The sequence below is a fragment of the Candidatus Mycobacterium wuenschmannii genome, from assembly GCF_030252325.1.
GTDB lineage: Bacteria > Actinomycetota > Actinomycetes > Mycobacteriales > Mycobacteriaceae > Mycobacterium > Mycobacterium wuenschmannii.
The window spans coordinates 2369424-2390043 of sequence record NZ_CP126981.1 but is presented as its reverse complement, the minus strand read 5'-3'; the positions used below and the strand labels follow the sequence as shown (position 1 = coordinate 2390043).

The 20620-nt window shown below is 66.8% G+C and carries 11 protein-coding genes and 3 pseudogenes; 8 read left to right on the top strand and 6 right to left on the bottom strand.

What is annotated here, in order from left to right; genetic code table 11:
* Positions 1–75: 75 nt before the first annotated feature.
* The 4 genes and pseudogenes from PT015_RS11225 to PT015_RS11210 form a co-directional block, all read left to right on the top strand.
* Positions 76–2004, top strand: a pseudogene (locus tag PT015_RS11225) (APC family permease); the annotation flags it as partial.
* Positions 2005–2134: 130 nt separating this feature from the next.
* Positions 2135–4075 (top strand): annotated as a pseudogene (locus PT015_RS11220) (APC family permease); the annotation flags it as partial.
* 42 nt (positions 4076–4117) lie between these two features.
* Complete coding sequence (locus PT015_RS11215; protein ID WP_285190690.1) at positions 4118–6445, top strand: APC family permease; 2328 nt, start codon at positions 4118–4120, stop codon at positions 6443–6445.
* Positions 6446–6451: 6 nt separating this feature from the next.
* Positions 6452–7267 (top strand): annotated as a pseudogene (locus PT015_RS11210) (pseudouridine-5'-phosphate glycosidase); the annotation flags it as partial.
* A 72-nt stretch (positions 7268–7339) separates the two neighbouring features.
* On the opposite strand, the gene PT015_RS11205 reads toward PT015_RS11210, so the two are convergent.
* A complete protein-coding gene (locus tag PT015_RS11205) occupies positions 7340–8794 on the bottom strand; it encodes a flavin-containing monooxygenase (protein ID WP_285190689.1) in 1455 nt (484 codons plus the stop codon).
* 17 nt (positions 8795–8811) lie between these two features.
* On the bottom strand, positions 8812–10170 hold the full coding sequence (locus PT015_RS11200) for an HNH endonuclease signature motif containing protein (protein WP_285190688.1): 1359 nt from the start codon (positions 10168–10170) through the stop codon (positions 8812–8814).
* A gap of 43 nt (positions 10171–10213) precedes the next feature.
* Here PT015_RS11200 and PT015_RS11195 point away from each other — a divergent pair, with 43 nt between their 5' ends.
* Positions 10214–11461 carry an alpha/beta hydrolase fold domain-containing protein gene (locus PT015_RS11195; RefSeq protein WP_390887968.1) on the top strand — a complete coding sequence of 416 codons (1248 nt, stop codon included), beginning with the start codon at positions 10214–10216 and terminating at the stop codon, positions 11459–11461.
* Here PT015_RS11195 and cysC read toward each other — a convergent pair.
* The 4 genes from cysC to PT015_RS11175 form a co-directional block, all read right to left on the bottom strand.
* The gene (cysC, locus tag PT015_RS11190; RefSeq protein WP_285190686.1) at positions 11458–13329 is read right to left on the bottom strand and encodes an adenylyl-sulfate kinase; all 1872 of its coding nucleotides are present in this window, start codon (positions 13327–13329) and stop codon (positions 11458–11460) included. The two genes, PT015_RS11195 and cysC, sit on opposite strands and share 4 nt — an antisense overlap.
* Positions 13329–14246: a sulfate adenylyltransferase subunit CysD gene (gene cysD / locus PT015_RS11185; protein WP_285190685.1), complete on the bottom strand. Its 918-nt coding sequence runs from the start codon at positions 14244–14246 to the stop codon at positions 13329–13331. The genes cysC and cysD overlap by 1 nt, the downstream gene beginning before the upstream one ends.
* Positions 14243–15046: a trehalose 2-sulfotransferase gene (gene stf0, locus PT015_RS11180; protein WP_285190684.1), complete on the bottom strand. Its 804-nt coding sequence runs from the start codon at positions 15044–15046 to the stop codon at positions 14243–14245. Before stf0 ends, cysD begins: the two co-directional genes overlap by 4 nt.
* Positions 15047–15132: 86 nt before the next feature.
* Positions 15133–16677, bottom strand: a complete 1545-nt coding sequence (locus PT015_RS11175) for a PucR family transcriptional regulator (RefSeq protein ID WP_285190683.1) — start codon at positions 16675–16677, stop codon at positions 15133–15135.
* Between the two features lie 82 nt (positions 16678–16759).
* On the opposite strand from PT015_RS11175, the gene pruA reads away from it, so the two are divergent.
* From pruA to PT015_RS11160, 3 genes are read left to right on the top strand one after another with little or no spacing between them, the layout of a single operon-like run.
* Positions 16760–18388, top strand: coding sequence for an L-glutamate gamma-semialdehyde dehydrogenase (gene pruA, locus PT015_RS11170; RefSeq protein ID WP_285190682.1), 1629 nt, complete (start codon positions 16760–16762; stop codon positions 18386–18388).
* Positions 18389–18390: 2 nt separating this feature from the next.
* Positions 18391–19353 carry a proline dehydrogenase family protein gene (locus PT015_RS11165; protein ID WP_285190681.1) on the top strand — a complete coding sequence of 321 codons (963 nt, stop codon included), beginning with the start codon at positions 18391–18393 and terminating at the stop codon, positions 19351–19353.
* A gap of 42 nt (positions 19354–19395) precedes the next feature.
* Positions 19396–20577 carry a zinc-dependent alcohol dehydrogenase gene (locus PT015_RS11160; RefSeq protein WP_285190680.1) on the top strand — a complete coding sequence of 394 codons (1182 nt, stop codon included), beginning with the start codon at positions 19396–19398 and terminating at the stop codon, positions 20575–20577.
* The last annotated feature ends 43 nt before the right edge of the window (positions 20578–20620 follow it).

Here is a 20620-nt window from a genome sequence, read left to right as displayed (position 1 = left end):
GCTGAAACTCGTAGGCTTTGCCGGGGTCCAAGCCCGTTTTCAGTGAAATCCCGGAATTTGCGTGAGGTGTTTGCTATGTCACAACTGGCCGGCGAGCTACGGATATCGCCGTCGTTTTCCGACCGGTGTAAGCGGGTCTTCCTCGGAAGGCCGATGATCAACGATCAGCTCCAGCACGAGCGGCTGTCGAACCCCGTCGCGCTCGGCGTGCTGTCGCCCGACGCCATCTCCTCGACCGCCTACGGTCCCGAGCAGATCATGATCGAACTGCTGCCGGCGGCCGGCCTGGCTGCGTTCACGCTGCTGATCCCGGTGACCGGCGTCATCCTGTTGATCCTGGTCCTGGTGGCGGCGTCGTACCGGCAGGTGGTGATGGCCTACACCCGTTCCGGTGGCTCGTACGTCGTCGCGCGGGAGAACTTCGGGCCGAAGGTCGCGCAGATCGCCGCGGCCTCCCTGCTCATCGACTACGTCGTCACCGTCGCGGTGCAGTGCGCGGCCGGCACTGTCGCCGTGGTGTCGGCGATTCCCGCGCTCGGGCCCTACAGCCTGGAAATGACCGTCGGGATCGTGCTCATCATGTGTTACGCGAATTTGCGCGGATTACGCGAAGCCGGCGCTCCTTTCGCGGCACCGACTTACTTTTTCACCGGAATGGTTTCGCTGACAATTATCGTCGGAGTTACTCGGGAATTGCTGGGAGGATTGCCGCTCTACGACCCTGAGCACACCGCCGGCGCGATCCCGGTACACCAGGGCAACGGCCTCATCATGGGCGCCACCCTGCTGATCGTGCTGCGGGCCTTCGCCAACGGCGGTTCGTCGCTGACCGGCGTCGAGGCCATTTCCAACACGGTCAACGCTTTCCGGCCGCCCGAGAGCAACAACGCTCGCAAGGTGCTTACCGTCATGGCGTGCCTGCTCGGATTCCTGTTGGGTGGGGTGGCCTGGCTGGCCCACGCCACCCACGCCTTCCCCTACGCCGACGGGTATCCGTCGATGCTGTCCGAGATCGCCCGCGCGGTGTTCGGCGCCGGGACCGTTGGCAACATTTTCTACTTCCTGGTGCAGGCCGCGACCGCTTTGATCCTCTACACAGGCGGTAACACCAGCTTCAACGGCTTTCCCGCCCTGGCGAGCTTCGTCGCGGAGGACAGCTTCCTGCCCCGCCCGTTGATGAAACGTGGTCAGCGGCTGGTGTTTTCGAACGGAATCATCACGCTGACCGTGCTGGCGGTGGGCCTGCTGATTGCCACCGGCGGTTCGGTGAACGCGCTGGTGCCGTTCTACGCGATCGGGGTGTTCACCGGCTTCTCGATGGCCGGCTACGGGATGACCAAACATCACCTCCGGCTTCGCGAGCCCGGATGGCGGTACAAGCTGGTGATCAACCTGTCCGCCGGCATCCTGTCGACGATCGTGGTGCTGATCTTCGCGATAGCGAAGTTCACCGAGGGCGCCTGGCTGGTGGTCGTGGTCTTCCCCATCCTGGTGTTCGCGCTGATGCGGCTCAACAAGCAGTACCGAGCCGAGGCGTCGGTGCTGGAGACGTCTGCGCTCGACCCGCCCGCACTGGTCGAGTACGACCGGCACCGGGTGCTGATCTTCGTGGATTCGGTCGACCTGGCCGAGGTGGAAGCGGTGCGCTACGCCAAGGGCCTCAGGGCCGACGATCTGAGCTGCGTGCACTTCGTGCTGGATTCCGCGCACGCGGAACGGCTCCAGTACGAATGGGAACACTTCGGGCACGTCACCGATTTGCGGCTGATCGACTGTTACGACCGCAATCTCGGCCGCGCCGCCCAGGAGCTGGTCGAACAGATCATGGCCGAACATGCGGAGACCAAGGTCACGGTGCTGCTGCCGCGCCGGGAGTACTCGCAGCTCCTGGGCCGGTTCCTGCACGACCGCACCGCCGACCAGATTGCCAAGGTCGTGAGCCGGATTCCGGGTGCCAGCGCACAGATCGTGGCCTACGACGTCAAAACCCGGATCCAGCAGGCGAGTGCTGCACAGGCCGAGACCGCGAGTTCAGCAGACCAGCAGGTTGATCCGTTACAGTTGCCCCGGACCGCAGCCGACCTACGTGGATGACTTGTCTCCGCAGGTCGTCGACTCCGGAGGAAAGTGATTCGTGGTAACAGCAACACAGCGCAATTCGAGTATCCCGCCGTCGTTCAGTGACGGCTGGAAGCGGATCTTTCTCGGCAAGCCCTTGACGAGCGAGCAGCTGGAATCGGAGCGCTTGTCTAATCCGGTTGCGCTGGGAGCGATTGCGCCCGACGCGATCTCCTCGACGGCCTTCGGTCCCGAGCAGGTCATGGTGGAGTTGTTGCCGCGGGCGGGCATGGCGGCATTCACACTGCTGCTCCCGATCATGGGTGTCGTGTTGTTCATCCTGTTGCTGGTGTCGGCGTCCTACCGCGGCGTTGTCATGGCGTACACCCGCACCGGTGGCGCGTACATGGTGGCCCGCGACAACTTCGGACCGCGGATCGCCCAGATCGCGGCCGCCGCGCTGCTGATCGACTACGTCGTCACGGCCGCCGTGCAGCCCGCCGCCGGAACGGTCGCGGTGGTGTCGGCGATCCCGGTCTTACGGCCGTACCACCTGGAACTCACGATCGCCGTGTTGGTTCTGATCTGCATCGCGAACCTGCGCGGGCTGCGGCAGTCCGGCCGGATCTTCGCGGTCACCACCTACTGGTTCGTCGGCATGATCGTGCTGACCATCGTGACCGGCCTTATCCGCGAAGTCATGTGGGGCCTGCCGAAGTATGACTCGGCGCACATCGACGGCGCCGTCCCGGTGCACCAGGGCGGCGGGCTGGTGATGGGCGCGACGGTGCTGGTGGTGCTGCGGGCGTTCGCCAACGGCGGTACGTCGCTGACCGGTGTCGAGGCAATCTCCAACACCGTCAACGTCTTTCGTGAACCGCAGGGCAGCAACGCCCGCAAGGTGCTGACCTTGATGGCCTTCATCCTGGCGGTCCTGCTGGCCGGCGTGGCCTGGCTGGCTCACGTCACGCACGCGACCCCGTACATCGATGAATACCCGTCGATGCTGTCGGAGATCGCGCGCACCGTGTTCGGTCACGGTGCATTCGGCAATGTGCTCTACTTCTCCGTCCAGGCATCCAGCGCCGCAATCCTTTTCGCCGGTGCCAACACCGGGTTCAACGGATTCCCGGCGCTGGCGAGCTTCGTCGCCGAGGACCGCTTCCTGCCGCGTCCGCTGACCAAACGCGGCCACCGGCTGGTGTTCTCGAACGGCATCATCACGCTGACCGCCCTCGCGGTGGCCCTGCTGCTGGTGACGCGCGCGAAGCTGAATGCGCTGGTGCCGTTCTTCGCGATCGGTGTGTTCACCGCATTCGCGATGGCTGGCTTCGGGATGGCCAAGCACCACTACACCCGTCGCGGCCCGGGCTGGCGCCGCAAGGTCGCGGTCAACTTCTCCGCGGGCCTGATGTCGACGATCGTGGTCGGCATCTTCGTGGTGGCCAAGTTCACCGAGGGCGCCTGGCTGGTGGTGATCGTGTTCCCGATCCTGGTGTACGCCTTGATTCGACTGAACAAGCAATACCGGGCCGAGGCTTCGGTTCTGGAGATGTCGCGCACCGAGCGGCCCGAGTTGGCCAAGTACGCACGGCTGCGGGTGTTCGTCTTCGTCGACTCGGTCGACCTGGCCGAGGTCGAGGCGCTGCGCTACGGCAAGGGCCTGCACGCCGACGAGTTGCTCGCGGTCCACTTCGTGGTCGACGCCGAGCATTCCGGCAAGTTGCAGGAACGCTGGCAGCACTTCGAGCACGACACCCAGCTTCGGGTGATCGACTGTCCGGACCGCAACTTGAGCCGCGCCGCACAGGAATTCGTGCTGCAGGTCAAGCGCAACCACCCGGAGACCAAGGTGACGGTGCTGCTGCCGCGCCGGACGTACTCCGCGATGCTGGGCCGCTTGCTGCACGACCGCACGGCGGACAAGATGGCCCGGGCGGTCAGTCGCATCCCTGGTGCGACCGCGATCATCGTCCCCTACGACGTCGAATCGCGCATCGCACGAGTCGATCCCGACGCCTTGGCCCCGGCCGGTCACGCGTAGAACCGGCCGGCGGTCGTGACGGCGTCAGACGACGAAAAGGAAGTACCCCCGTCTTTCTCCGACGTCTGTAAACGCGTCTTCCTGGGCAAGCCGCTCATCACTCAGGAGCTGTCCAACGAACGGCTGTCCAATTCTGTTGCGTTGGGCGCGCTTTCACCGGACGCCATCTCATCCACGGCGTACGGCCCCGAGCAGATCCTGACCGAGTTGCTGCCGCACGCCGGGCTGGCCGCGTTCATCCTGCTGTTGCCCATCATGGGCGTGATCCTGCTGATCCTGTTGCTGGTGACCGCGTCCTACCGGCAGGTGGTGATGGCCTACACGAAGGCCGGCGGTTCCTACATCGTGGCGCGGGAGAACTTCGGGCCCAAGGTCGCTCAGGTCGCGGCCGCCGCGCTGCTGATCGACTATGTCGTGACGGTGGCGGTGCAGTCGGCCGCGGGCACGGTCGCGGTGGCCTCGGCGATACCCGCGCTGGGGCCGTACAGCCTGGGGATCACCGTCACCGTCGTCCTGCTGATCTGCTATGCGAACCTGCGCGGATTGCGAGAAGCCGGAAAGCCTTTCGCGTTCGCCACCTACGCCTTCGTGGTGATGGTCGTGGTGATGATCGTGACCGGTGTGGTGCGTCACCTGATCTGGGGCCTGCCGCAGTACGACCCGGGCCATGCCGCCGGGGCGGTGCCCGTGCATCAGGGCGGCGGCGGACTGGTGATGGGCGCGACGGTGCTGGTGCTACTTCGCGCGTTTGCCAACGGCGGTTCGTCGCTGACCGGTGTCGAGGCTATTTCGAACACGGTCAACGTCTTTCGAAAGCCGCAGAGCGAGAACGCCCGGCGCGTGCTCACCACGATGGCGTGCATCCTCGGCCTGCTGCTGGCCGGCGTCGGCTATCTCGCATACGCCACTCATGCCGCGCCGTATCTGAGCGAGTACCCGTCGGTGCTCTCGCAGATCGCCCGCGCGGTGTTCGGCAACGGGATCGTCGGCAACGCGATGTTCGTGATGGTCCAGGTGTCGACCGCGGCAATCCTCTACACCGGCGCCAACACCAGCTTCAACGGCTTCCCGGCGCTGGCGAGTTTCGTTGCCGAGGACCGCTTTCTGCCGCGCCAGTTGATGCAGCGCGGGTATCGGTTGGTGTTCTCCAACGGCATTCTCACGCTCGCGACGCTGTCGGTGGCGCTGCTGGTGTTCACCGGCGGATCGGTCAACGCGTTGGTGCCGTTCTACGCGATCGGGGTGTTCACCGGCTTCTCGATGGCCGGCTACGGAATGTCGAAACATCACCTGACCGAACGCGAGCGGGGCTGGCAGTACCGGTTCGCGATCAACTTCTCCGCGGCGGTGCTGTCGACGATCGTGGTCGGGATCTTCGCGGTGGCCAAGTTCACCGAGGGCGCCTGGCTGGTCGTGGTCGTCTTCCCGGTACTGGTGTTCGGCCTGATTCGGCTCAACCGCGAATACCGCGCCGAGTCAGCGATTCTCGAGGGGTTCCGCACCGATCGCCCGAAGATGACCAAGTACGCCCGGCACCGCGTGTTCGTCTGCGTCAACTCGCTGGACCTCGCGGTGCTCGAGGCGCTGCGCTATGGCAAGGGCCTGCGCGCCGACGACTTGATCGCGGTGCATTTCATGATCGACTCGGACCACGGCGCCGCACTCCGAAAGCGTTGGGACGACTTCGAACTCGATATCGGGCTGCGGGTGATCGACTGTCCGGACCGCCAGATCGTCCGTGCCGTGCAACGGCTGGTGGTCAAGGTCCGCAACGAACACCGCGACACCCACGTCACGGTGCTGCTGCCGCGCCGGACGTACGCGCCACTGCTGGGGCGGCTACTGCACGACCGGACGGCGGACAAGATCTCCCGCGCGGTCAGCCGCATCCCGGATGCCGCGGCCACCATCGTTCCCTACGACGTCCAGTCCCGGATTCGCCAGGCATTCCCCGACATCCTGGAACAGCGCATCGCCTCCAAGATCGAGGAGATCGAGATGCGGATCTGGCGGGGCGAAGAGGAGCCTGCCGACGACTACGAGCACCCGGAGAAGTCGCCGACGGTGATCGACGTGGACAGCCTCGTCCCCGGGCGCCGCGCGACCGTCGAGGGGCGGGTCAGCCAGGTCGAGGACATCACCAAGCGGGGCAAGACGTTTCGGTGGATCGTCGTCGGTGACGACAGCGGTGAAGTCCGCGTCACGTTCGGACCCGGCAACGGCGACGACATCCAGCCCGGCCAACTGCTGCGCGTGACCGGCAAGGCCAGTCAGAGCGGCAACAAGCAGGTGGCGATGGAGGATCCGCGGTACGCGGTGATCGAGACACCCGAAGAGTCGTAGGCGATCGTGCGCGTCCACCCCGAGGTTGCCGACGCGTTGGCCGCCGAGCGCCCGGTGGTGGCGTTGGAGAGCACCATCATCAGCCACGGCCTGCCTCGGCCGGACAACCTGCGGGTGGCCCGCGAGATCGAGGCCGCCGCGCGCGCAGGTGGCGCGGTGCCGGCCACGATCGCGATCCTCGACGGTGAGCCCCACATCGGCTTGGACGACGCGGCGCTGCGGCACATCGCCGAGAGCGACGGCGTGGTGAAGGCGAGCGTGCGCGACGTCGCGGTGGTCGCGGGGTTGCGCGGTGACGGCGCGACCACCGTCGCGTCGACCGCGCATCTGGCTGCGGCAGCAGGTATTTCGGTGTTTGCCACCGGCGGTCTGGGCGGGGTGCATCGCGGTGCGCGGGACAACTGGGACGAGTCCGCGGATCTGGTGACGCTGTCGCGGACCGGGGTGCTGGTGGTCTGCGCCGGGGTCAAGTCGGTCCTCGATGTTGGAGCGACGCTGGAGCGATTGGAGTCGCTGAATGTCGGGGTGATCGGTTATCGGACCGATCGTTTACCGGCGTTCTATCTGGCCGACTCCGGCCACCCGGTGAGTTGGCGGGTAGAGACGCCCGGTCAGGTCGCCGACGTACTGCGGGCTCGCCGACGCTTGGGCACCGACGGTTATGGTCTGGTGCTGGCGAATCCGATTGCGGCAGAGGATGAGATGGACCGCGCACTGCACGATCGGGTACTGGCCGACGCGCTGGCCGCGGCCTCGTCCGAGGGTGTGCGGGGCAAGGATGTCACGCCGTTTCTGCTCGACTTCTTCCACCGCGAGACGCATGGTGCGTCCTTGGCGGCGAACGTCGCTCTGGTGCTGTCGAATGCGCGACTGGCGGGGAAGTGGCCCGCTCGTTCAGCGGCTGAGGATGTAGTCGGCGTCGTTGGGTTCGGAGAGCATGCGGGTCAACCGCTTTCGATCGAATGGCCACAGGTCGATCTGGTTGTCGTCGGCGAAGTACCAGGAGTTGCAGCCGGTGTTCCACACCGTCGGGACCATTCCGTCGGCGATGTCGTCGGCGAACCGGTCGGTTGCCTCCTCGGTGACCTCGACGGCGGTGATCTCACCGTCGCGAAAGCGGTTGAGCCACTTGGTGATATAGCGGGCCGTCAGTTCGGCGGTGTGCTGCAGCGAGATGGATCCGGTCGGCGAGTTGGGGCCCAGCACCATGAACAGGTTGGGGAAGCCGGGGATCGCGGTCATGCCCCACGCGCGCGGGCCCTTGGCCCAGGCGTCGTCGATCGATACGCCGTCGCGTCCGCGCAGTTTCATCGGCCGCATGTAGTTGTGGGCCTCGAATCCGGTGGCGAGCACGATCGCGTCGAGATCGTGCTGGACGCCATCGGTGGTCGTCAGGCCGGTCTCGTTGACCTCCGCGATCGGTTCGCTGACGAAGCTGGCGTTCGGCTTGCCGATCCGGCGGTAGTAGTCACCGGAGAGCACCTGACGCTTGCAGAAGGGTTGGTAGTCCGGGGTCAACCTGGCGCGAAGTTCTTTGTCCCGCACCAGGGCTCGCAGACAGATGCGGCCGTATCGCTGGGCGGCGCGTCTGCGCCACGTCGGGCGGATGACGAGGTCGACCAGGTAGTCGGAGCCGATGAACTGCGAGAGCCGGACGGTCTTGTCCTGTCGGGGCAGCCGACGCAGGATCCGGCCGACGAAGCGTGGTTGGGACAGTCGCATCGGCATCCACATCACCCACTGCGGTGTGCGGACGAAGTGGGTGATGTGGGCGGCATCGGGCTGAAGTGCCGAAAAGACCTGAACACCAGTCGAACCCGCTCCGATCACCCCGACCCGTTTGCCGCTGGGCTCGATGTCGGACCACCGCGCGGTGTGGACTACCGGACCGGCGAACGAGTCCAGACCGGGAATGTCGGGGATGAACGGATGATGCAGTACGCCGGTGGCGGCAATGACGAAGTCGGCCTCGATCCGGTCCCCGTTCGCGGTGCTGATGCGCCAGCCGTCGCCGCCGAACACCGCCTCGGCGACTTCACAATTCAGCCGTAGATGAGATTTCAGCTGTAGGTCGTCGACCAAGTCGCGGTGATAGCGCTGGATCTCGTCGCCCGTCGCCCAGATGTGGCTCCAGTCCGGCTTGGGGGCGAACGCGAATTGGTAACCGTACGAGGGCACGTCGCAGCGCAGGCCGGGGTAACGGTTCCAGTGCCAGACGCCGCCTACGTCCGAGCCCTTCTCCAGGATGGTGAAGTTCTTGAAGCCGGCCTGGCGCAGCACATGAGCAGCGGCGATGCCCGACATGCCGGCGCCGATGATGACGATCCGTGGATCCCGCCGCTGGGTCATACCGGGCACGCTATGCCCTACGGTCCCTCGTCGTCTTCGTCTCGGAGAAGCTTTTCGGGGTGGTGGTAGGTGTTGGTGCGTGGTTGGCCGTGGTCGAGGTGGGCTGGTGGGATCCATTCGGTTTCATACCGGTGGTTTTTGCGGGTGGTCCAGCCTTTTTCGGTCATGTCGTGGTTGGGGTGGCAGGTCAGGGTGAGGGTGTTGACGTCGGTGACGGGGTTGTTTCGGTAGGGGTCGTCGTGGTGGACCTCGCACCGGTCGGCGGGCGTAGGGCAGCCGGGGAAGGTGCAGCCGCGGTCTCGGGCGTGGAGGACGAGGCGTTGTGCCGGGGTGGCCAGGCGTTTGGTGTGATACAGCGCCAGCGCTTTGCCGTTGTGGAAGATCGCCAGGTAGTGATGCGCGTGGGAGGCCAGCCGGATCACACCTGACATGGGAAGCAAGGTGCCGCCGCTCGTGAGGCCCTGCCCGGCGCCTTTCTCCAACTCGGCCAGTGTGGTGGTGACGATGATGCTGGTGGGTAGGCCGTTGTGGTGGCCGAGGTCGCCGGAGGCGAGCAGGGCGCGGGCGGCGGTGAGCAGTGCGTCGTGGGTGCGTTGGGCGGCGGTGCGGGTGTCGCCCTGAATCTGCGCCTCGGAGGGCGTGCCACTGACACAGGGGGTGTCGTCGTCGGGGTTGCACATGCCGGGGGCGGCGAGTTTGGCGAAGACGGCATCGATGGTGGCGCGGGCTTCGGGGGTGAGCCAGCCGGTGATTGGTGACATCCCGTCGATGTCCTGCTTACCGATCGTGACGCCGCGCCGTTTGGCGCGGTCGACGTCGGTGAAGTCGCCGTCAGGGTTGAGGCAGTCCATCAACTTGTCGGCGAGCTTGGCCAACTCGTCGGGCCGGTGCTGCAGGCTCAGTCCAGCCAGCTTGGCTTCGGCGATGCCGCGGGTCTCGACGTCGACGAACTGCGGCATCCGGTTCCAGAACGAGCGGATCACCGCGACATGCCCGGCACCCACGTGCCCGTTGCGCTGCGCGGCCGCGGTGGCCTCCAATACCGGCGGTAGCGGCTCGCCGTTCAGCGCCCGCCGCTCGCCCAGATCCTCGGCTTCGTGCATCCGACGGGAGGCCTCGGCACGGGTGATGCGTAGCCGATCCGCCAACACCGGCGCGAGTTTGCCGCCCAACACCGCGGGCTCGACCCGGGCCAACTCGGTGACGAGTGCGTGTTCGATCGCGGGCTGCATCCGGCGGAACGTCTCGAAGCGTTCCAGCACCGCGAGGCGTTCCGGTGTGGTGAGTGCATCGAAGCTCAGGTCGAGGGCGGCTTTGTAGCCGGCTTCCAGGGCGTCGAGGACCCCGACGACTTCTTCACGACTACTCGAACGCATGTTCGAATTATAGCGACGGGGTCCGACAAATCCCTGTGGTTAAGTGGGGGCCGTGAAGAAACTGACCGCCGCGCTCGCCTCCCTGGCCGGCCTCGCGATCACGGCCGACGGGTATCAACCGCTGAGCAGGCGGGGCTACCTCTCCATGTACGCCTTCGCGTTCGGCGTATTCGCCTCCGAGTTGCCGCTGCAGTTGATCGCCGGCCAGTTCGCACTGCTCGCCGCGGTCACCCGCAGACTCCCGAAGGGAACGCGCCGGTTCAGTTGGTTCGTGTCGGTGCTGTCCTGGCTCGGCCTGGTCGGCATGAACCGGATCGGGCACCAGGCAGACGAGCCGCTCAAAGCGGCGCTCGATGCGGCGCTGGGCCCCGACCGCCGCACCGGCGGCGCGGACCTGTGGAAGCGGCCGGACGGCGCGGGCTTGGCGAAAACCCCGGGCCTCGTCCGGATGGCCCGCATCTACGGTGACTACGCGCACGACACCGACATCGCGTACGGCGACCACGGCAAGCGCAACCATCTCGACATCTGGCGTCGGCCCGACCTAGATCGCGGCGGCAAAGCGCCTGTGCTGCTGCAGGTTCCGGGTGGCGCCTGGATGGTGGGAAGCAAACGCCAGCAGGCCTATCCGTTGATGAGTCACCTGGCCGAGCTGGGCTGGGTGTGCGTCGCCGTCAACTATCGACTCAGCCCGCGGTCTACATGGCCGGACCAAATCGTCGACGTCAAGCGGGCTTTGGCGTGGACCAAGGAACACATCGCCGAATACGGGGGTGACCCGGACTGGGTCGCGATCACCGGCGGATCGGCCGGCGGGCACCTGAGCTCACTGGCCGCGCTCACGGCCAACGACCCGCAGTTTCAGCCCGGCTTCGAGGACGCCGACACCAGCGTGCAGGCCGCGGTTCCGTTTTACGGCCTCTACGACTTCAACCAGCAGGACGCGGTCCATCCGCTGATGGCGCCGATGCTGGGCAAGTATGTGTTCAAGCAGGGACGTCGCGACATCGTCGAGGCATTCCGGGCCGCGTCGTCGATCAATTACGTATCACCCGATGCGCCACCGTTTTTCGTCTTGCACGGCCGTAACGACTCGCTGATACCGGTCGAACAGGGCCGCACGTTCAGCAAGCGACTGCGCGAGGTCAGTCGTCAACCGGTGGCCTACGCCGAATTGCCCTTCGCGCAGCACGCTTTCGACATCTTCGGGTCGGTGCGGGCCGCCCACGCCGCAGTGGCCGTCGAGCAGTTTCTCGCCGAGATCTACGCGAAGCGCCAGGTCCGAAGCTAGTCCGACGGTCGGGGGCTGCGCTTGTCGAGCAGCGCGATCACCTGCGCCGCCAGTTCGTCGGTGTCTGCGCCGGCCGTGTCGAGCACCAGGTCCGCGTCTTCGGGTTCCTCGTAAGGGGCGTCGACGCCGGTCAGGCCCTTCAGTTCGCCGCTGCGGGCACGCTTGTACAGGCCCTTGGGGTCCCGCTTTTCGCATTCGGCGAGTGGCGTGGCGACATGCACCTCGATGAACGGCAGTCCGGCCGCGTCGTTCAGGGCGCGCGCGGTCTCGCGGTCCGACTTTAGGGGTGACACCAGCGATGCCAGCGCGACCACCCCCGCGTCGGCCAGCAGCCGCGTCAAATGCCCTACCCGCCTGATGTTTTCGGTGCGATCGCCGGGGGAGAAGCCCAGATCGTCGGACAGCCCGTGCCGAAGGTTGTCGCCGTCGAGCAGGTAGGCGGTCCGGCCCGACTCGACCAGCGCGCGCTCCACCGCGACCGCGATGGTCGACTTGCCGGAGGCGGGCAGGCCGGTGAACCAGATCGTCGCGCCGGCCTGACCGGTGGCCTGCCAGCGGTGTTCGCGGTCCAAAGCCGATGGGTGCCAACGGATATCGGTGCGCGAGTGGGTCCCCGGCTTGATCTCGCGGGCCTCGATGATGGTGCCCGCGCCGATGGTGTCGTTGGTGGTCTCGTCGATCAGGATGAACGCGCCGCTGTCCCGATTCTCGGTGTACGGGTCGGCGATGACGATCGAGCTGGTGCGCAGTGTGACCGTACCGATGTCGTTGAGCGCCAACTCGACCGGCTGGTCGACCTCGTCGAGGGTTTCGGGATCCAGCCGCGAGTGCAGCTCCTGCACGGTGGCCCGCACCGCGGTACTGGTCTGCTTGAGCGCCAACCGATCTCCGGCCCGCAGCGGGTAGTCGACAAACCAGCACACCGTCGCGTGCAGTTCGCGGGCCAGCACCGGCAGTTCCGCCTCGTCGGCGCCGCTGACGAACACGTCGCCGCGTCCCACGTCGATGTCGTCGGCGAGCTCGAGCGAAACGGACAGCGGCGCAACGCCGGTGGCGCGGTCATCGTCCAGGGTGTCCAGCGCGGTCACCGTCGATCGGGTACCGGCCGGCAGGGAGATCACCGGGTCGCCGATGCTCAGCGTGCCGGCGGCCAGGCGACCGGTGTAGCGGCGACGCTGGTCGTCGGTCGGACGCGACACCCACTGCACGGGCAGCCGCAGGCGCGACGCCTCGGCCTGCGGCGCGGCCAACTCGATGCTCTCCAGGTAGTCCAGCAACGTCGGGCCGTCGTACCACGGAGTGTTGCCCGATGCGTGCACGACGTTGTCGCCGAGCTTGGCCGCGATCGGGATGACGGTGATCTCGATGTTGCCCAGCCTGGCGGCCAGTTTCTGCAGCTCCGCCTCGACCTCGTTGAACCGCTTCTGCTCGAAGTCGACAAGGTCGATCTTGTTCACGGTGGCGACAAAGTGCTTGATGCCCAACAACTTCGCGATGCGCGCGTGCCGACGGGTCTGCCGGAGCACACCGGCGCGCGCATCGACCAGCAGGATCGCGACGTGGGCGTTGGAGGCGCCGGTGAACATGTTGCGGGTGTAGCGCTCGTGGCCCGGAGTGTCGGCCAGGATGTAGCTGCGGCTCTCGGTGGAAAAGAAACGGTAGGCGACATCGATGGTGATGCCCTGCTCGCGTTCGGCGCGCAGACCGTCGGACAGCGCGGCGAGGTCGGCGACGCCCTCGGCGTCTTTGACGGCTTCGAGGTGGTCGAGCGGCAGGCTGTCGGTGTCGTGTAGCAGACGCCCGATCAGCGTGCTCTTGCCGTCGTCGACGGAACCCGCGGTGGCGATGCGCAGCAGCTGCCTGGTCATCAGAAGTAACCCTCTCGCTTGCGGTCTTCCATCGCGGCGACCGACGTGCGGTCGTCGGCGCGGGTTTCGCCGCGCTCGGACACCGTCGCGGCCGAGATCTCGTCGATGACCCCGGCGATGCCGGTAGCCCGGGAGCGGACCGCGCCGGTGATGGTCAGGTCGCCCACCGTGCGGTAGCGGACCCATTCGGTCGAGGCCTGCTCGTCTTCTTCCGGGCTGGTGTACTCCGACACCGCCAGCAGGATGCCGTCGCGCTCGAACACCTCGCGCTCGTGCGCGTAGTAAATCGACGGTATTTCAAGGTTTTCCAGCTCGATGTAGCGCCAGACGTCGAGTTCGGTCCAGTTGCTCAACGGGAATACCCGGACCTGTTCGCCCTTCTTGATCCGGCCGTTGTACAGCGACCACGGCTCGGGGCGTTGCGCACGCGGGTCCCACTGGCCGAACTCGTCGCGGAAGCTCAGGATCCGCTCCTTGGCGCGGGCGCGTTCCTCGTCGCGGCGGGCACCGCCGAATGCCGCGTCGAATCCACCGGCTTCGAGGGCGTCGAGCAGCGTGCGGGTCTGCGCCCGGTTGCGTGATGCTCGCGGTCCCGGGTCGGGCACCCGTCCCTTGTCGATCGATTCCTGAACCGAGGCGACGATCAGCTTGTGTCCTTGGTCGGCGACCCGGCGGTCGCGGAACTCGATCACCTCGGGGAAGTTGTGTCCGGTGTCGACGTGCATCACCGGAAACGGCAGCGCCAGTGGTCGGAAAGCCTTCTCCGCCAATCGAAGTAGGACAATGGAGTCCTTGCCGGCCGAGAACAGCAGAACGGGCCGCTCCAGTTCGGCGACAACCTCGCGGATGATGTGCACCGCTTCGGCTTCCAGCAGACGCAGTTCGTCGACGTGTGTGGTCTCAACAGATGCGGTCACAGCGGCAGTCCCTCCCTTTCGGCATCCTCGCGATAACGATCTACCCATTCGTCGGATCGCTTGTCGGCCTGGCGTTCCAGCACCGGGTCGGGGGCCAATCCCCGGTCGAGGCCCAACGATTCGAGGATGTCGCCGACGACCTGAGTCAGGTTGCGCCACAACACCGGATACGGAATCTCCAACGGCGCCACGTTCTCCTCGGCGAACCACTTCCGCCAGCCGTCTTCCTGGCCGCGCAGCATGGTGATGACGTGCGCGATGGCGCCGGCGTGATACGTCGCTCGGGCGTCGCGGCCGGGGTCGGGGCGGCCGCGCCACACCCGGGTCTGCACGGCCCGCCAGAACGACACCGCTTGCGAGACCACGTCGGGTCGGTAGACGTACACCAGCAGCGGGTCCTGGCCGACGACGTCGCGGATCGCGGACAGCAACCCCTCGCCGGAGCGATCGGGCAACCCGGCGGCACGATCCAGCAGAAGCGGCGTCTGGTTCCACATCAACTTGCCGCCCCACACGCCGTTCGGCGTCCGGCCGACGGTGCGGATGTAGTCGCGCCAGATCTCCGGCGGCGCGAGATCGGGCTTACCCGCGTCGAGCGGATCGAGCAGGCTCAGGATCGACTCGTCATCGACGCCGGCGAACCACTCGCGCGGTTGCGGCGACTGGCTGGTGTTCGGCAGGTACTGAAAGAACTCCTGCGGCTCACCCGCCACACCGGTCGCGCGCAGCGACTCGACGAGAAGCGTGCTGCCACTTCGCTGGGAGGCCAGCACCAAGTAGGCCGACGGGCGATCTGTCACCTGCGCAGCTTAGCTGACGGAAAAATGTTGCCACTCTTCCAATTACCGTCAGGCTGAACATAACTGTTGCGCGAATCGGGGCTCGGTTAACCGATCCGTTCGGTGGCCCGCAGTCCCAGCGAAAGTAGCAGCCGGACATCGGGATCGGCCAACGATGTTGTGAGGATCGTCTCTATTCGGCGGACACGGTAGCGCACCGTGTTGGGGTGCACGTGCAGTCGCGCCGCGGCGGCTGCGACGTCGCCGAACTCGTCCAGGTAGACCCGCAACGTGTGGGCCAGCGCCGGGTCTCTGGTCTGGAGTTCGCGCACCCGGGGGTCGACCAATCGCTCGTCCGCGCCGACCATTTCCACGATCTCGTCGAGCAGAACCGTTGTCCGCGCTTCGGCCAACGACGTCACCGCCGCGAACGAATCCGGATGGCGCTCAGCACTATCCAAGACGCGGTCGACGTCCGCTCGCACGGTGGACAGGCCGGTCAGCCCGGCCAGCGGCGCCGCGACCACCGCCCGCAGCTGTAGTCCCAACTCGTTGTGCAATCCGGCGATAGTGCCGCGAATCCATGACTGCAGCGACGACCGTTTGGTGGTCTGCGGAAACAACACGTACACCCGCGAACCGCGTGAGGCCACCTGGGCGTCGGTACGAAAAGCGTTGGCGCTCAGCGCCAGAACGTCGGCCAGCCGGTCGTGCCGGCCGTCGAAGGCAACGAGAGCGGCCTGCCCGTCGGCCACCACCCCCAACTCCCGCGCGACGCCGTCCGCCTCGACCGGCCCACCGTCACCGAGCCCGAGGAGTTGGTGCACCCGCAGCGCATGCGCCGACGGCCGGGTCGTCAGCCGGGACATGATCCGGGCGGCCAGCACCGCGGCGCCGCGCAGCACGTCCTCGGCGTCGTCGGCCAGCGGCCGGGAGCCCTGCTGCACCCAGATGGACCCGGCGAACGTGTGGCGGGCGCCCATTCGGTGCACACCGACCGCGAGCCGGGGCCGCAGCCCCAACTCCGGTCGCTCGGCGACACGGACGACGTCGCCGCCGATCCGCAGCGCGTCGAAGATGCCCCACTGCCCGATCCACCGCAGATGCTCGGGCGGCCCCGCGCGACCGAGGATCGACAGCCGGCGAAGCTCGTCGGCTTCGGCATTGGACGCCGAATAGGCCAGCACGTGCGACTGCTCGTCCTCGATGCTGACCATCCCGTGGATCCGGTCGGCCAGCGACTGGGCCAGGCCGAACAGGTCCGTGTCCGAATCCTGCGGGGCGCTGCCGTGGTGTTCCAGCACGTGGTCGACCAGCCGGTACAGCCGCTCCCAACGCGCCCGCGGATCGACGGCCACCACCGAAGTCCCGCTCGCGACGGCCCGGCTGACCAGCTCGTCGGAGGGCCGCTTGGCAAAGATGGCCACCGGCGCGGGCCCGGTTGTCAGCCACTGCAGCGCCTCGGTATCGGAGACGCCGAGCAGGAAGAACATGTCCACCGAGTCCGCGCCCCGGCCCACCCCGAGGCGTACGTCGTCGGAGTCGATCAGCGCCACCGAGGCGACGACCAGGTCGAGTCCGCGCGGGGCTTCGACCAGCCGCGCCATCGTCGTGTCCAGGGCCAACAGCAATTGGCCGAGCCCCACGCCCATGTTGTCCGATTTTACTAGACCGACGACAAAAGCCTGTCCAATCAGCCAACACCGAGGGGTGCCGTCGCTGAGACCCTGAGACATGGACGCCGTCACCGATGTACCGCTCCCCGTCAACGAGCCCATCCACGATTACGCGCCGCATTCGCCCGAACGGGCCAGGCTGCAGGCCGCTCTCGCCGACCATGCCGACCACCCGATCGACCTGCCGAACGTCATCGGCGGCACCCACCGGATGGGCGACGGCGTCACGATCGACGTTGCCGCGCCCCATCGACACGCGCTGAAACTGGGCACGCTGACCAACGCGCAGCACCGCGACGCCGCGGCAGCGGTGCAGACCGCGTCGCTGGCCCGAACCGACTGGGCGGCAATGCCGTTCGATGACCGCGCGGCGATCTTCCTGCGCGCCGCCGACCTGCTTTCTGGGCCGTGGCGGGAGAAGATCGCGGCGGCGACGATGCTGGGACAGTCGAAGACCGCCTATCAGGCCGAGATCGACTCGTCGTGCGAGATGGCGGACTTCTGGCGCTTCAACGTCGACTTCGCCCGCCGGATCCTCGCCCAGCAACCGTCGAACGTCCCTGGTGAATGGAATCGCACCGACTATCGACCGCTAGACGGATTCGTCTACGCGATAACACCTTTCAATTTCACCGCTATTGCTGCGAACCTTCCGACCGCGCCCGCGCTGATGGGCAACACGGTCGTGTGGAAGCCGTCGGTGACCCAGACGCTGTCGGCCTATTTGACGATGCAGCTGCTCGAGGCGGCCGGGTTGCCGCCCGGTGTGATCAACATGGTGACCGGTGACGGCTACGCGGTATCGGAAGTGGCCCTGGCCGATCCGCGACTGGCCGGCATCCACTTCACCGGGTCGACGCCCACCTTCCAGCACCTCTGGCAGCAGGTCGGCGCCAACATCGGCCATTACCACTGCTATCCGCGACTGGTGGGGGAGACCGGCGGCAAAGACTTTGTGCTGGCGCACAGTTCGGCTGACCCGGACGTGCTGCGCACCGCGCTGATTCGGGGCGCCTTCGATTACCAGGGACAGAAGTGCTCTGCGGCGTCCCGGGCCTTCATAGCGCACTCGGTGTGGCACCGGATGGGCGACGACTTCCTGGCCGCCACCGCCGAACTGCCGTACGGCGACGTCGCCGATCTGACCAACTTCGGCGGCGCACTGATCGACGAGCGCGCCTTCGCGAAGAACGTCGCCGCCATCGAGCGCGCCGAGAGCGCCCCGGGGGTGACCATCGCCGTGGGTGGCGAATACGACGACAGCGAAGGATATTTCGTCCGTCCGACGGTGCTGCTGTCGGACGATCCGACCGACGAATCGTTCGCCACCGAGTACTTCGGGCCGCTGCTGTCGGTCTACGTCTATCCCGACGGTGAGTTCGACCGCGTGCTCGACGTCATCGACGCCGGGTCGCGGTACGCGCTGACCGGGGCGGTGATCGCCGACGACCGCACCGCCGTTCGCGCCGCGCAGAATCGGCTACGGTTCGCCGCCGGAAACTTCTACGTCAACGACAAGCCGACCGGAGCGGTGGTGGGCCGGCAACCGTTCGGCGGATCGCGTGGCTCCGGTACCAACGACAAGGCCGGGTCGGCACAGAATCTGTTGCGCTGGACGTCCGCCCGGTCGATCAAGGAGACCTTCGTGCCAGCCACCGACCACCGCTACCCGCACCAGGCGGTATGAGCATGAGCGGCTTGTTCGGCAAGACGTTACGGCCCGCGATCCTGGCCGCCAGTCGATCACACGGGCTGCAGCACACCGCCGAGCGGCTGGCGGTCACCCGCCGGGTGGTCGACCGGTTCGTGCCGGGCGCGACGCTGGATCGGGTGCTGGAAAGTACTGCGGCGCTGCGCGGTTCGGGACGAATGATCAGTATCGATTATCTGGGTGAGCAGGTCGCCGATGCCGGGGGCGCGAGTGCCACTGTGAACGCCTACCTTCGACTGCTCGAGGAACTCGGCCGACGGGCGGACGCTGCACACGACGGTGTGCGACCGCTGGAGGTGTCGCTGAAACTCTCCGCGCTGGGGCAGGCGCTGACACGCGATGGCGAGCGGATCGCGCTCTGGCACGCCCACCGGATCTGCGAGCGGGCCGAGCAGGTGGGGGCGTGGGTGACGCTGGACGCCGAGGACCACACGACCACCGACTCGACGTTGTCGATCGCCGCCCAACTGCGCACCGAGTTTCCGTGGCTGGGCGTCGTCGTGCAGGCCTACCTGCGCCGGGCCGCGGGCGACTGCGAACAACTCGCGGCCTCGGGGGTCCGGGTGCGGCTGTGCAAGGGCGCCTACGACGAACCGGCGTCGGTGGCTCACCGCGACCCCGGCGCGGTGACCGCCGCCTACCTGCGCTGCCTTCGGGTGCTGATGGCCGGGCCGGGGTACCCGATGGTCGCTTCGCATGACCCCGTGATCATCGACGCCGTGTCCGCGATGGTCCGCGAGACTGGCCGGGCCACAGACGATTTCGAGTATCAAATGCTGTACGGGGTCCGCGATTCCGAGCAGCGGCGCCTGGCGGCCGACGGTAACCGGGTGCGCGTCTACGTGCCCTTCGGCACGCAGTGGTACGGCTACTTCATGCGACGGCTGGCCGAGCGGCCCGCGAATCTCACCTTCTTGATGCGGGCCCTCGCCCGGCCGTAACCCGCGGCGTTTCGGCCACTGTCAGGCGGGTACGACCTGAAGATGAAAGCTGTCACGTGGCACGGCAAGCGCGACGTTCGCGTCGAGTCGGTGCCCGACCCCAAGATCCAAGAACCCACCGACGCCATCATCGAGGTGACGTCGACCAACATCTGCGGCTCGGACCTGCACCTGTACGAGGTGCTCGGGCCGTTCATGAAACCCGGCGACATCCTCGGTCACGAACCGATGGGCATCGTTCGCGAAGTCGGCACCATGGCCGGCGATCTGCGGCCCGGCGACCGGGTGGTGATCCCGTTCCAGATCTCCTGCGGAAGCTGTTGGACCTGCGACCGGCAGCTCTACACCCAGTGCGAGACCACCCAGGTACGCGACCAGGGCATGGGCGCGGCGTTGTTCGGCTATTCGGAGCTCTACGGCGAAGTGCCCGGCGGTCAGGCTGAGTTGCTGCGCGTTCCGCAGGCCCAGTTCACGCACATCAAAGTGCCGGTCGGGCCGCCTGATTCGCGCTTCGTCTACCTCTCCGATGTGCTTCCCACCGCGTGGCAATCGGTGGCGTACGCCGACATCCCCGACGGCGGGTCGGTGACCGTCCTGGGCCTCGGCCCGATCGGTGACATGGCGGCCCGGATCGCCGATCACCTCGGCTACCGCGTGATCGCCGTCGACCTGGTGCCCGAACGGCTGGCCCGGATCGCCGAGCGTGGCATTCAGACCATCGATCTCAGCGCCATCGACGGCCCGGTCGGCGATGTCATACGTGACCTCACCGACGGTCGCGGCACCGACGCCGTGATCGACGCCGTGGGCATGGAGGCGCATGGTTCACCGGCCACCAAGGTGGCGCAGCAGGTGACGGGCCTGTTGCCGGACGCGCTGAGCAAACGACTCATGCAGACCGCCGGCGTCGACCGCCTCGGCGCGCTGTATTCGGCGATCGACATCGTGCGCCGTGGCGGGACGATCTCGCTGATCGGCGTTTACGGCGGGATGGCCGACCCGCTGCCGATGCTGACTTTGTTCGACAAGCAAATCACGCTGCGGATGGGGCAGGCCAACGTCAAGCGCTGGTCGGACGACATCATGCCGCTGCTGACGGACGACGACCCGCTGGGCGTCGACAACTTCGCCAGCCACGTCTTGCCGCTCGACGACGCGCCGCATGCGTACGACATCTTTCAGAAGAAGGAAGACGGCGCGGTGAAGGTGATACTGCGGCCCTAATGCCCCGGCATTGCGGAGCAACTATCGCGATCTGGTAATTTTC

Bases quoted from the DNA above. Each gene is read 5' to 3' on its own strand.
- PT015_RS11205 (WP_285190689.1), bottom strand. From the start codon at position 8,794: ATGACCCAGCGGCGGGATCCACGGATCGTCATCATCGGCGCCGGCATG.
- PT015_RS11200 (WP_285190688.1), bottom strand. From the start codon at position 10,170: ATGCGTTCGAGTAGTCGTGAAGAAGTCGTCGGGGTCCTCGACGCCCTG.
- cysC (WP_285190686.1), bottom strand. From the start codon at position 13,329: ATGACCAGGCAGCTGCTGCGCATCGCCACCGCGGGTTCCGTCGACGAC.
- PT015_RS11175 (WP_285190683.1), bottom strand. From the start codon at position 16,677: ATGGGCGTGGGGCTCGGCCAATTGCTGTTGGCCCTGGACACGACGATG.
- pruA (WP_285190682.1), top strand. From the start codon at position 16,760: ATGGACGCCGTCACCGATGTACCGCTCCCCGTCAACGAGCCCATCCAC.
- PT015_RS11165 (WP_285190681.1), top strand. From the start codon at position 18,391: ATGAGCGGCTTGTTCGGCAAGACGTTACGGCCCGCGATCCTGGCCGCC.
- PT015_RS11160 (WP_285190680.1), top strand. From the start codon at position 19,396: ATGAAAGCTGTCACGTGGCACGGCAAGCGCGACGTTCGCGTCGAGTCG.